This is a genomic window from Mycobacterium sp. WMMD1722 (assembly GCF_049315205.1).
GTDB lineage: Bacteria > Actinomycetota > Actinomycetes > Mycobacteriales > Mycobacteriaceae > Mycobacterium.
Window position 1 is genome coordinate 3,620,634 of the sequence record NZ_CP186056.1, and the last position, 12,087, is coordinate 3,632,720.

13 protein-coding genes are annotated in these 12,087 nt (G+C 69.2%); 7 read left to right on the top strand and 6 right to left on the bottom strand.

Annotation, left to right across the window (positions count from 1 at the left end):
• Complete coding sequence (locus tag ACN27E_RS17320) at nt 1–417, bottom strand: MmpS family transport accessory protein (RefSeq protein WP_422749946.1); 417 nt, start codon at nt 415–417, stop codon at nt 1–3.
• Between the two features lie 150 nt (nt 418–567).
• Here ACN27E_RS17320 and ACN27E_RS17325 point away from each other — a divergent pair, with 150 nt between their 5' ends.
• Nucleotides 568–1,224, top strand: coding sequence for a TetR/AcrR family transcriptional regulator (locus tag ACN27E_RS17325; RefSeq protein ID WP_422743300.1), 657 nt, complete (start codon nt 568–570; stop codon nt 1,222–1,224).
• Nucleotides 1,225–1,250: 26 nt separating this feature from the next.
• On the opposite strand, the gene abc-f is transcribed toward ACN27E_RS17325, so the two are convergent.
• Nucleotides 1,251–2,912 (bottom strand): ribosomal protection-like ABC-F family protein, encoded by a 1,662-nt coding sequence (gene abc-f / locus ACN27E_RS17330; RefSeq protein ID WP_422743302.1) that lies wholly within the window; start codon nt 2,910–2,912, stop codon nt 1,251–1,253.
• 92 nt (nt 2,913–3,004) lie between these two features.
• Between abc-f and ACN27E_RS17335 the strand changes: the two genes are divergently transcribed.
• The 4 genes from ACN27E_RS17335 to ACN27E_RS17350 all read left to right on the top strand — a co-directional run bounded on the left by ACN27E_RS17335 (nt 3,005) and on the right by ACN27E_RS17350 (nt 6,314).
• A complete protein-coding gene (locus ACN27E_RS17335; RefSeq protein WP_422743304.1) occupies nt 3,005–4,210 on the top strand; it encodes an FAD-dependent monooxygenase in 1,206 nt (401 codons plus the stop codon).
• 114 nt (nt 4,211–4,324) lie between these two features.
• Nucleotides 4,325–4,996: a cutinase family protein gene (locus ACN27E_RS17340; RefSeq protein WP_422743306.1), complete on the top strand. Its 672-nt coding sequence runs from the start codon at nt 4,325–4,327 to the stop codon at nt 4,994–4,996.
• 101 nt (nt 4,997–5,097) lie between these two features.
• Nucleotides 5,098–5,841 carry a cutinase family protein gene (locus tag ACN27E_RS17345; RefSeq protein ID WP_422743307.1) on the top strand — a complete coding sequence of 248 codons (744 nt, stop codon included), beginning with the start codon at nt 5,098–5,100 and terminating at the stop codon, nt 5,839–5,841.
• A 20-nt stretch (nt 5,842–5,861) separates the two neighbouring features.
• Nucleotides 5,862–6,314: an EVE domain-containing protein gene (locus tag ACN27E_RS17350; RefSeq protein WP_422749948.1), complete on the top strand. Its 453-nt coding sequence runs from the start codon at nt 5,862–5,864 to the stop codon at nt 6,312–6,314.
• Here the strand turns inward: ACN27E_RS17350 and ACN27E_RS17355 are convergent.
• Nucleotides 6,271–7,263, bottom strand: coding sequence for a glycoside hydrolase family 6 protein (locus tag ACN27E_RS17355; RefSeq protein ID WP_422743309.1), 993 nt, complete (start codon nt 7,261–7,263; stop codon nt 6,271–6,273). The genes ACN27E_RS17350 and ACN27E_RS17355 overlap by 44 nt on opposite strands.
• Nucleotides 7,264–7,293: 30 nt before the next feature.
• Entirely contained in the window at nt 7,294–8,217 is a 924-nt protein-coding gene (locus ACN27E_RS17360; RefSeq protein WP_422743311.1) for an SDR family oxidoreductase, read from the bottom strand.
• Nucleotides 8,218–8,300: 83 nt separating this feature from the next.
• Here ACN27E_RS17360 and ACN27E_RS17365 point away from each other — a divergent pair, with 83 nt between their 5' ends.
• Entirely contained in the window at nt 8,301–8,882 is a 582-nt protein-coding gene (locus tag ACN27E_RS17365) for a TetR/AcrR family transcriptional regulator (RefSeq protein WP_422743313.1), read from the top strand.
• Nucleotides 8,883–8,925: 43 nt separating this feature from the next.
• Here the strand turns inward: ACN27E_RS17365 and ACN27E_RS17370 are convergent, their stop codons facing one another.
• Both ACN27E_RS17370 and ACN27E_RS17375 read right to left on the bottom strand, forming a co-directional pair.
• Nucleotides 8,926–10,080, bottom strand: coding sequence for a 1,4-beta-xylanase (locus tag ACN27E_RS17370; protein WP_422743315.1), 1,155 nt, complete (start codon nt 10,078–10,080; stop codon nt 8,926–8,928).
• 90 nt (nt 10,081–10,170) lie between these two features.
• Nucleotides 10,171–11,154 (bottom strand): SDR family NAD(P)-dependent oxidoreductase, encoded by a 984-nt coding sequence (locus ACN27E_RS17375; protein ID WP_422743317.1) that lies wholly within the window; start codon nt 11,152–11,154, stop codon nt 10,171–10,173.
• A gap of 100 nt (nt 11,155–11,254) precedes the next feature.
• On the opposite strand from ACN27E_RS17375, the gene ACN27E_RS17380 reads away from it, so the two are divergent.
• On the top strand, nt 11,255–12,076 hold the full coding sequence (locus ACN27E_RS17380) for a helix-turn-helix transcriptional regulator (protein WP_422743318.1): 822 nt from the start codon (nt 11,255–11,257) through the stop codon (nt 12,074–12,076).
• Nucleotides 12,077–12,087 lie beyond the last annotated feature (11 nt).

Consider the following 12,087-nt stretch of genomic DNA (forward strand, 5'->3'; position numbering starts at 1 on the left):
TCATGCCGCCTTCACCAGGCAGTAGGTCGCCGCGTGCACTCCCTGAGCCGTCCTCTCGTCTTTCACCTCGTCGTCGACGGTGACGCGACAGCCGATGGACTGGCCGTCACCTTGGACGAGGAGGTTGGGCATCACCGACGGCACCGTCGTCTCCAACCGCAGCGACCAGGGGAGGCTGACCTCACCGGTGCGCTGCGGCAGACCGTCCAGGTCGGTGTAGTTGATCACCGCGGTGTTGCCGCTTCCGAACACCTCGTAGACGACGACCTTGGGGTTGAAGTTGTCGGCGGTGTCGTTGCCCACCGGGGTGACCACCGCGCCGTCAGAGCCGAACACCGACCGCAGATGGGACACCGTCACCGCACCGACGGCCAGGGCGACCACGAACAACAACGGCAACCAGACACGTTTGAGCATCGCGAAGACTGCGGTCACGTCGTGCCTTTCGAGCGGGTGCCGGCCGCGCTGAACAACTCCGGCTGATCTAGATAGGTAACCTAAGTCCGAAAGTGGATAGAGTCAATCCGGTTATCGACGGTGAGTTAGCCGTATCACTAAACTGGCCGCGTGATTGACAAACCCTGCCGCGGACTGCGCAAGGACGCCGAACGTAATCGGCAGCGCGTCCTCATGGCGGCGCGCGAGCTGTTCGCCGCCCGGGGCATGGAGGCCACGCTCAACGATGTGGCCAAATACGCCAACGTCGGCGTCGGTACCGTCTACCGGCGCTTCGCAACCAAAGAGGAACTGGTCGAGGCCATCTTCGAGGATGCCATCGACCAGCTGGTGTGCTTCGCCGAAACCGCTCTGCGCCACAACGATTCGTGGGACGGATTCGTGTGGTTCGTCGAGCAGCTGTGTGAACTGACCGCCACCGATCGCGGCCTGCGGGAAATGGTCTACAGCAAGTGCTACGGCGGCCAGCGGGTGGCGTCGTCGCGTGATCGTCTCGTCCCGCACATCAAGAAACTGGTCGAGCGAGCCCGCGCCGACGGGTATCTACGACCCGATGTCGAGTCCACCGACATGCCGGTCCTCGGACTGCTCGCCGGGACGGTCAGCGAATGGGCCGGTCAGGTGGAACCTCAGCTCTGGCGGCGCTATGTGGCGCTCCTGCTCGACGGCATGCGCCAGTGTCAGGGACAGCGCCCGCTCGAGGTCGAGGCGCTCGACGAGAACCGGATGGATGCCGCGATGCAGGGGTGGGACCCCGCGGGTGGGTGACAGTCCGTGCGGCGCCGGTTACCAGCTCAGAGCTCGCTGACCCGGCCGCCGACCACCGACCATCTGCGGTCCAGCCGGACGTTCTGCAGCATCCGGCGGTCATGGGTCACCAGCAGCAGCGTTCCCTGATAGGCGTCGAGGGCCGCCTCGAGCTGCTCGATCGCCGGCAGGTCGAGGTGGTTGGTCGGCTCGTCGAGCACCAGCACATTGGTCCCGGTCGCCTGCAGCAGCGCCATCGCGGCCCGGGTCCGCTCGCCGGGAGACAAGTCGTCGACCGGGCGCTCGACGTGATCGGCACGCAAGCCGAACTTGACGAGCAGCGTGCGGATATCGGCTGTGGTCCAGGTGGGCAGGTTTTGTTCGAAACGCTCGACCAGAGGGTCGTGACCGGTGAAACCCGCACGCGCCTGGTCGATCTCACCGACCGCGATGCTGGCGCCGAGGCTCGCCCGCCCCTCCTCGGGTCGGCGGTGCCCGAGCAGCAGCCGCAGCAGCGTCGACTTCCCGGCCCCGTTGGGTCCGGTGATCCCGATCCGCTCGCCGGCGTCGACCTGCAACGACACCGGGCCGAGAACGTGATCGCCCTGACGCACCACGGCGTTGTCGAGGGTGGCCACCACCGCACTCGAGCGCGGCGCCGCGCCGATGGTGAACTGCAGGGTCCACTCCTTACGGGGCTCTTCGACCTCCTCGAGGCGGGCGATCCGGCTCTCCATCTGCCGCACCTTCTGCGCCTGCTTCTCGCTCGACTCGGTCTGCGCCCGCCGCCGGTTCTTGTCGTTGTCGGGCGCTTTGCGCATCGCATTGCGCACGCCCTGGCTCGACCACTCCCGCTGGATGCGGGCGCGGGTCACCAGATCGGCCCTCTTCTCGGCGAATTCGTCATACTGCTCGCGCCGGTGCCGGCGGGCCACCTCACGCTCCTCGAGATAACTGTCGTATCCGCCGCCGAAGACCGTGCTGCGGTTCTGCGCGAGGTCGAGTTCCAGCACCCGGGTGACACAGCGCGACAGGAACTCCCGGTCGTGGCTGACCAACACGACGCCCCCGCGCAGGTCGCGGACGAATCGCTCCAGACGTTCCAGCCCGTCCAGATCCAGATCGTTGGTCGGTTCGTCGAGCAGGACGATGTCGAATCGCGACACCAGGAGCGCGGCCAGCCCCACCCGGGCCGCCTGCCCGCCCGACAGGGCGCTCATCGGTGTCGAATCCGGCTGCACATCCTCGGAGTCCAGGCCGAGATCGGCCAACACAGCGGGCAACCGCTCGTCGAGGTCCGCCGCTCCGGTGGCCAGCCAATGGTCCAGTGCCACCGCGTATTCGGCTGAGGGATCCATACCGGCGGCGGGGTGCGGGTCGGCCAGCGCCGCCGCGGCGGCCTCCATGGCCACGGTGGCGGCGGTACAGCCCGCGCGGCGGGCGATGTAGGCCGCGACCGTCTCCCCCGGCACGCGTTCGTGCTCCTGCGGCAGCCAGCCGACGAAGGCGTCCGCCGGCGCCAGGCTGACCGTGCCTTCGAGCACGTCGAGATCGCCCACCAGTATCCGCAACAGCGTGCTCTTACCGGCGCCGTTGGCGCCGACCACCCCGATCACGTCGCCGGGGGCCACGGTGAGGTCGACGCCTTCAAAGAGGGTTCGGTGGGCGAAGCCGCCGGCCACGTTCTTCGCGACGAGTGTTGCGGTCACGGCCCCATCGTCGCACCCACGCCTGTGACGGAAGCGTGACCACGTCCGTCGGTCCGATCAGGGCCGCAGGCAATCGGGGTATCCGCCGTCGTATGGCGGTGACCCGACACGCATTGATCTCCGGCGCAGGGATCGCGGGCCCGGCAGCGGCCCATCAGCTCGCACAGCGGGGCTGGCGGACGACCGTCGTCGAGCGCCATCCCCAGCGGCGTGACGAGGGACAGAACGTCGACATTCGGGGCGCCGCGCGGGAGGTGGTGCGACGAATGGGTATCGACGGCGACGTCCGCGCGGCCAACACCGGCGAGATCGGCACCCGCTTCGTCCGGGCCGACGGCAGCGCCGCGGCCTCGTTCCCGGTCGGCGAGCCGGGCGGAACCGATGGTCCCACAGCGGAGTTGGAGATCCTGCGCGGTGAGCTCTCCCGCATCCTCATCGACCGGACCGCCACCGACACCGACTACCTCTTCGACCGCCGGATCGCCGATCTCGCCGACCGCGGCAGCCATGTCACCACCGTGCTCGATGACGGCACCGAGCTGGACACCGATCTGGTCATCATCGCCGAGGGTTTGCACTCACGCTCGCGCCGGTTCGTCACCGCGGCCGAGGTGCAGCCGCTCGGAATGTACTTCGCCTATGTGACCCTGCCCCGCATCGGCACCGATGACCGCTGGTGGACCTGGCAGCACGTGACCCGGTCACGCGCGGTGCACCTGCGCCCGGACAATCTGGGCACCACCCGCGCGGTGCTGACCTTCATGGCCGACGTCCGCGGTCTGGAAACCCTCACCCGCGACGATCAGATCGCGATCCTGCAGCGCACCTTCGCCGATGTCGGCGGAGCCGCCCCCCGCATCATCGACGAACTACGCGACGGCGCGCCGATGTACTTCTCCGCGGTCGGACAGGTCCATCCGTCCCGGTGGAGCAGCGGCCGGGTCACGCTGCTCGGCGACGCGGCGTTCTGCAACGCGACCTTCGGCGGTGCGGGGACCAGCCTCGCGCTCATCGGCGCTTACATCCTGGCCGGGGAGATTTCCGCCGGCGCCGACGTCGGCGTCGCCCTCGATCGGTACCAGCGCGCGATGCAGCCCTTCGTGCAGACCGCGCCCCGGGTCCGCGAGCGCACGCTGCGAATGGCGAATCCGCGCTCGGCCGTCGGCATCCGGCTGCTACACACGGGCGCCCGGCTGGCCGCCAGCCCGGTCGGCCGGGCGGTCACCGCGGCGGCCGGCCGCGGCGTCGGCGACATCGCCGGTGCCAGGGTGCCGCTGCCCGACTACGGCAGCAGCTGACCCGCCCGCAACAGCTGGTCACAGGGCTAGGGACGAATGGCCCTTTGTGACTGGAGTGACTTCTGGGACTATTGGGTAGACATATTGCGAAATTGTTCCGGTCGAGGAGGGGCCGTGTCCATCGACGTGATCCGGCGCGGCACCGTGGCGCGGGCAATCGCGCTGTCCGCCGCCCTGGCGGCAGCCGCGCTGTCCGGGGTTCCGACGGCGAACGCGGCGGACAAGTGCTCCGACATCGAGGTGATCTTCGCCCGGGGCACCGACGAGCCACCAGGCATCGGAGCGGTCGGAAAGGCACTGGTCGACACGCTCAAGCCGATGGTCAAGGGTCAGTCCGTGACGACCTATGCGGTGAAGTACCCGGCGTCGTGGGACTTCCTCAAGGCCGCGGCCGGCGCCAATGACGCCAGCCTGCGTGTCCAGTCGACGGCCGCCCGGTGCCCGAACACCAAAATAGTGCTCGGTGGGTACTCTCAGGGCGCCGCGGTCGTGGACATCGTCGCGACGTCCCCGGTCGCAGGAATGGGCTACAGCGCACCGTTGCCGGCCGCGGCCATCCCCCATATCGCCGCCATCACTGTTTTCGGTAATCCGTCCGCGCGCCTCGGGCAGCCGTTGACCCGGTTGAGCCCGGATTTCGGGGCCCGCACCGCAGACCTCTGCAACACCAACGATCCGGTGTGCTCGATGGGAGAGGATTTCGACGCCCACGTGAGCTATCCACAGTCGGGATTGGTGAAGCTCGCCGCCCAGTGGGTCGCCGCGCACGTGCAGGAGCGCGACTAGCACTACCAGCTAGCAGGTATGTCCGCTTGCAGCGGGCTGTGCGAATACTGTGGGCGCCAGCAGAGATGCTTTGTCGTGCACGCTGCGGAAGGGTTGTGCCCATGACCACCTCGAGCAAGAGCTTCAGTGACCGGGCCCGCATCCTCGGCGGCTGCGCCGCGGCAGCCGTGTCCGTCCTCGCCGCGATGGGACCGCAGGCTGCGGGCATCGCGGCGGCCGAACCTTCCGGGCCGTGCCCCGCTGTCGAGGTGGTGTTCGCCCGGGGCACCTTCGAGGCGCCGGGTGTGGGCGCCACCGGCCAGGCGTTCATCGACGCCCTCGACGCCCGCATGGGCGGCACTCCGGTCGACGTCTATCCGGTGAATTACCCTGCGACGCTGGACTTCCCGGCGGCAGCCGACGGCGTCGTCGATGCCAGCCGAAGAATCGACGCGATCGCCGCCACATGCCCCGACACCAAGATCGTGCTGGGTGGCTACTCCCAGGGCGCCGCGGTGGCCGCCTACACCACGTTCGATGCGGTGCCGCCCGGGTTGGCCCTTCCCCCGGGCATCACCGGCCCGATGCCGCCGGCCACGGCGCAGCACGTGGCCGCGGTGGCCCTGTTCGGCACGCCGGACAACTGGTTCCTCAACCTGGTCGACCGGGCTGCACCGCCCATCACCGTGGGTCAGCTCTACTCGGCGAAGACGATCCAGCTGTGCGCCCCAGGGGATCCCGTGTGCTTCCCCGGCGGATTCGACCGCGCCGCCCACAGCGCCTACAAGAGCAACGGGATGGCCGATCAGGCCGCCGCCTTCGTCGCCGAGCGACTCAACACACCGGGCGACGGGGCGGCCGGCTGAGCTCACCGCAGGTGAGCAGCATGGTGTCCCTGGACGTGCTGGGTGCGTGGGTGATCAAGTGCAACCCGCGGCGGACACCGCTGGCGCCGATGGTGGCCGCGGGCGCGGCGAAACCGTCCTGGTGTGTCGCCGACAACTACCGGTCCCGGCTGATGCGACCCGGTCAGCGCGTGCTGTTCTGGGTGGTGGCGCATCCGCAGCGCGGCATCTGGGGTGCGGGCGAGGTCACCGGCGCGGTGACAGCCGACGACGGGAATCTGCATGTGCCCGTTGCCGTTCGGCTGTTCGGGTCGCCGGTGACGGCCGCTGAACTGGCCACCGTGCCGGCACTGGCCGGCATGGAGGTGTTCCGCTCACCGCAACAGGCCAACCCGTCGTGGGTGAGCAGGAGCGAATTCGAGGTCCTCGAGCCGATGCTGCCCGCGGGCGTCACCAGCCGGCGTTGCGGGCCAGATCGATCGCATACTGGCTGACGAAGGTGCCCGCACTGGGCGCGCCACGGCACGAGCCGTCGGACTCGCCGGGCCGCTTGACCCACAGGAAGGCGTCGACCTGTGGATTGCCGGTGTTGGTGGTGGGTGCGACGCCCAGCGCCCGGCCGCTCGGGTTACACCAGTACAGCGGGTCACCCTCGACCGGACCGGCGCCGTTGCGCGAGGTGTCGATGACGAACGGCTTCCCGCCGACCATGCCGGACACGGCGTTGCCGTATCCGACGGATTCCTCGGTGGTGAAGAAGTTCGCGGTGTTGAGGCTGAAGCCGCGGGCCTTCTGGATGTCGACCTGGTTCAGCCGGCCGGCCATGACATCGGCGGGCACCCAGCGGGCGTGGCCGGCATCGACGTAGACGGCGGTGCCCGGGTTGCGGGTGAGTGTGTCGACGGCGTAGCGGATCAGGTCGAAGCGTTCCTGCTGCTGATCGGGCGACAGGCAGTCTGCCATCGCCAGCGCGTCGGGCTCGAGGATGACCGCGGCGGGCCCACCGCCGATGGCGCCGGCGACGCCGTCGATCCACGCGCGGTAGGAATCACCGGAGCCGAACCCGCCCGCGGCGAAGCTGCCGCAGTCGCGGTTCGGGATCCCGTAGAGCGCAAGGATCGGGATGGTGCCGGCCGCCTGGGCGTCGGCGATGTATTTCGCATCGACGGCCGGTGTGGACAGATGATCCATCCAGTAGGCGGTCGGCGTGTTGACCACCGCGTTCAGCAGCGGGTCCGGATTGCCCGCCGCAGCCCGCGTTCCCTTCGAGTTCGGGTTGACGTAGAACGGCCGCCCGACCAGCGGGTTCGCATCGCTGACCAGGCGCACCGCCGGCTCCTGCGCAGCGAACTCGGGTGCGGCGATCAGACCCACACCGGCCACGGTGGCGACAGCCAGGAAAGGGGAGATCCACCGGGCGACGGCGCCGGCCACTGAGGACATCACCCCTGGCAACTTAGCGGCCTGGAGAAATCAGCGCCAAACCGAGTCGGCCCGGTCGGCGCCCACCCGGTAGGCGCCCCCGTCGATGTCGTCGATCAGCGTAGGTCCGGCGGGCGTCCAGCCGAGGAGCCGCCGGGTGGCCTCGCTGCTCGTGGTCAGGTCGGCGGCGAAGAAGCGACCGATCCACCCGAAGTGCTCGTCGACCCGCTCGGCCGGGACGGAGGCGACAGGAAGGTCGAACGCCCGGCCGATCGCCTCGGCGATGACCCGGGTGGGCACGCCCTCTTCGGCAACGGCGTGCAACCGGGTACCGGCGGGCGCCTGCTCCAGGCCGAGGGTGACCATGCGGGCGGCATCGGCGATGTGCACCGCCGCCCAGCGGTTGGCACCGTCATCCGGGTAGCCCGATACGCCGCGCTCGCGGGCGATCCCGGCCAGGTGGGCGATGAAACCGTGGTCGCCGGTGCCGTGGACGGTGGGCGCGAACCGCAGGCTCACCGAGCGCACGCCGCGCTCGACGAAGTCCAGGGCCAGGTTCTCGCTGCCCCCGCGCATCGAATCGGGGCCGTGGAAGGGAGCGGCGTCGGCTTCGGTGGCCGGCCGGCCCGTCGCGAGGCCGAACAATCCCGAGGCCAGCAGGAACGGCCTGCCGCTACCGGACAGGGTGTCCCCGATCGTCTGGACGGCCGCCCGTTCGGCGGCGTTGGTCGTCGCCATGTCGGCCCAGTCGTGCTTGTTGGCCAGGTGGATGGTGGCGTCGGCCTGGTGCGCACCGGCGCGGATGGCGCCCAGGTCGTCGAGGTCGCCGCGACGTACCCCGGCGCCCTTGGCCTCGAGCCGGGCCGCGGAAGCGTCCGAGCGGGCCAGGCCGGTGACCTGGTGGCCCGCGGCGAGCAGATCGTCGACGACCGCGGATCCGATCCAGCCGGACGCTCCGGTGATGAAGACAAGCATGCGAATCTCCTCGTTTATGTCAGTGACTGACATAAACGACGGTACGCTCGATGGCAGTTCCTGTCATCACTACACTTGCCGACATGGTGCGGTGGGTTCCGGACACACCCGAGCGGTTGCAGCGCGCGGCGCTGGACCTCTTCGCCGCCCGCGGCTACGAGCAGACCACCGCCACCGAGATCGCCCAGGCGGCCGGGGTCACCGAACGGACGTTTTTCCGGCATTTCTCGGACAAACGCGAGGTGCTGTTCTACGGCCAGCAGTCACTGACCGACGCGTTCGTCTCCGGGGTCCGTGACGCGCCGCTCGGTATGGCTCCGATCCTGTTGGCCGGCAACGCAGTTCGATCTGCGGCCGGGTTCTTCCCCGAGGACAAGCGCAGACACTCCCGGACCCGTCAGCGGGTGATCGACGACAACCCGGCCCTGCAGGAACGCGAAGCGCTCAAGCTGATGCTCCTCGGTGACGCACTCGGCGACGCACTGCGGGACCGCGACGTCGACGAACTCACCGCCGCCGTCTGCGCGCAGACCGGGGTTGTGGTCTTCGGCATCACCTTCGGCCGATGGATCCGTGCCGGCGAGAACCGCTCCTTCGAGGAACTCGCCGACGAGGTGATGCGAGAGGTGGGTGAAATGACCCGTCCGCTTCACATCGACACCTGAGCGTCGGCGGTGAGGTGGGTCAAGCGGGCGGGAGCGGGCAGACTCAGCCGCGTCCGGTGGCGGCGGCGGGGGTGGTGGCGGACAGTGTGCGAATGACCTGGATCTCCTTGTCGTCATAGGCCCGGCCATCTGGATGCAGCAGATCGCTGAACCACGGATCCGGCGGTGCGGTGTAGGGCTTCTTCCAGGAGTCCCAGGGCAGATAGGTCTGGGTCCGCCCGGCGACGAAGCCCCAGTTGTATGCGCCCACGTTGCGCCGCTTGGCCACCGGGAGGATGCCCTCGACCGTGCTGCCCAACTCCCGGGCCAGATACTCGGTGCACACGATGGGCCGACCCAGCGGCGCCAATTCGTCGATCCGGGACTCGAATTCGTCGGGATCACCGTAGCTGTGGAAGCTGATGATGTCCGAAAGTTCGAGCTGGGTGCTGCAGACCTCGCTGCGGCTGCCGGGATCACGCCAATGCCCTTGCCACACACCACTTGTCACCGGCTGGGACGGATTCGCCGCGCGGGTCCACTGAAACACGTGCGGCAGGAATGCGGCGACGAGTTCCTGTTTGTCCTGGTGCTCGGCCTTGCGGTAATCCTTGGACGGGTTGTCCGGTTCGTTCCAGACGTCCCACGCCAGCACGCGGGGGTCGTTGCGGAACATGCCGACCACCCCGGTGACGTAGCTCTGCAGCACGGGCAGGTAGCGCGGGTCCTCCAGCCGTGCGGCGCCGGGGCCCTGCACCCATCCGGAGTTGTGCACCCCGGCCACCGGGGCGCGCTGCCGGCCCGCCCGGGGTGCAGGATCCCAGCACGAGTCGAACAGGACGAACATCGGCTTGATGCCGTGGGCCGCCGCGATTCCGACGAATTGGCTGAGCCGGCTCGCGAACCCGGCCTGGTCGGTGGCCCACAGCTGGTCGTGCAGGAACACCCGCATGGTGTTGAAGCCGATCTTGCGGGCCAGTTGGAGCTCTCCGTCGATTCGGCGGGGGTCGTAGGTGCCGGCCTGGAACATCTCGATCTGGTTCACCGCGGTGGAGGGCACGTAGTTGGCACCCACCAGCCAGCCTTGCGCCTGGTACCAGGCATTGGCGCGCTCGGCCGACCATCGGCCGGTCTGCGCCCCGGTCGCCAGCGGCAGCTTGGTCAGTGCAGCGGCCGCCGCCAGATACAGCGGAAGCTTGAGCGCGGTTCGGCGGTGCACCACCGCGACCATAGTGCCGGGCACCGGAGCGCAAACCGCCCTGTCACGTACTGCAACGCAACAGGTTTCAAATTGTGATCCACGGTCGCCTCAGGCGTTGAGTCGCTCGCTGAGTGTCCACAGCCGCCGGGCCTGCTCGGGATCGATCGAACTCGAGGTCACATAGGCCGGGATGTGCTCGGAGGTGACCTCCACCAGGTCATCGACGATCGGTGACACGTCGTTGTCGAGCAGATAGACGCCGCCCACCTCCTCGAGCAGTTCGCTGGTAGCGGCGAACACCACCGTGGCGGCGCCCTGCTGGGGCGTCTTCTTCCCGCGGCGCGGATCGACGACAGGTCGCCCGGCGTCGTCGATCAGACCCATCTGCCGCAGTGCCGCCGCACCGGCAGCGCTGTTGAGCGTCGTTCCGGCGACCACTCCCGGGTGCACCGCGTATCCGCGGATCCCGTCGGCGGCCCAGCGCCGATCCAGTTCGACGGCGAACAGAACGTTGGCCTTCTTCGTCTGGGCGTAGGCGGCACCGGCGTCGTAGCCGTTCTGGAAGTGCGGATCGTCCCAGTTGATCTCACCGAACCGCTGGGCTCCGGACGACACGTTGACCACGCGCGCGTGTCCGGCGGCACGCAGCGCCTCCCGCAACGCCAGCGTCAGCCGGAAGTGACCGAGATGGCCGGTGGCGAACTGCATCTCGTATCCACGCCGGTCACGTCGCGCTGCTGCCGTCGGAGGTGCCGCCGCGTTGTTGATCAGCATGTGCAGTGGTCGACCGGTGCGCAGCCAGCGCGCAGCGAAGGCGTCGACGGAGCCGGGCTCGACCAGATCGAGCTCGGCGACCTCGACGCCGTCGATACCCCCGACCGCCCGACGCGCCCGCTCGGGGTCGCGGGCGCCGACGGTCACCGCGGCGCCGGCCGACGCCAGGGAGCGGGTGACCTCCAGGCCGATGCCGGCGTGCCCCCCGGTGACGATGACGGTGCGTCCGGTGAGGTCACGACCGACCACCACGTCGTCCGCGGTGGACTCGGCGGTGAACGGGCTTCCGATGGGCTGGTGGGCACTGTGTGGTTTCATGCCACCACCGTGGCCCGGCCGGCGCACACCCGGAAGGACGCCGTGGACCAGGGACCGGCGGTCCCTGGTTGACCGACGCGACCTCGACGACAATGACGTCATGGATCGCCACGCGCTTGCGGACTTCCTCCGGCGACGGCGCGACGCGAACCTGCCCGGCGAGGTCGGACTGCCGTCCGGCGCGCGGCGGCGCACCGCGGGTCTGCGACGTGAGGAGGTCGCCCAGCTGACCGGAATGTCGGTCGACTACTACAGCCGGCTCGAACAGGCGCGCAGCACCCAGCCCTCACCGCAGATGGTGCGGGCGCTGGCTCGTGCGCTGCGGTTGACCGATGACGAGAGTGACCATCTCCACCGGTTGGCCGGCCATGCCGTACCCGACCGCCGCCGGACGTCGTCGCACGTCCGGCCCGCGTTGTTGTTCGTGCTCGACCAGCTGTCGACCGCAGCTGCGTTCGTCTGCACCGACACCTATGTGACGCTCGCTCAGAACGATCTGTCGCGGGCGTTGCTCGGTGAGTCGATCGCCTCGGATCTGGATCCGCGCAACGGCACGGCGTGGCGCTGGTTCGCCGACCCGCAGAGCCGCGCGATCATGCCCGAGCCCGACCATGCGGAGCACTCCCGCGGCATCGTCGCCGATCTGCGCGCGACCTGGGCCCGCCGCCGCGGCGACCGCGACATCGAGGCACTCGTCGACGGCCTGCTGCAGCGCAGCGCGGAATTCGCCGGTCTCTGGACGCACCACGAGGTGGCGGTCACCCCGGCCCGTCGCAAGACGTTCGCCACCCGGGTGGGGCCGATCACGCTCGACTGTGAGGTGCTCGACGACAACGGCGGCCAGCGTCTGGTGATCCTGGTCCCGCCCGTCGGTTCGACCGCGCTCGACGATCTACGCCTGTTGGCGATCGTCGGGGACTGAGCCCACTGGCG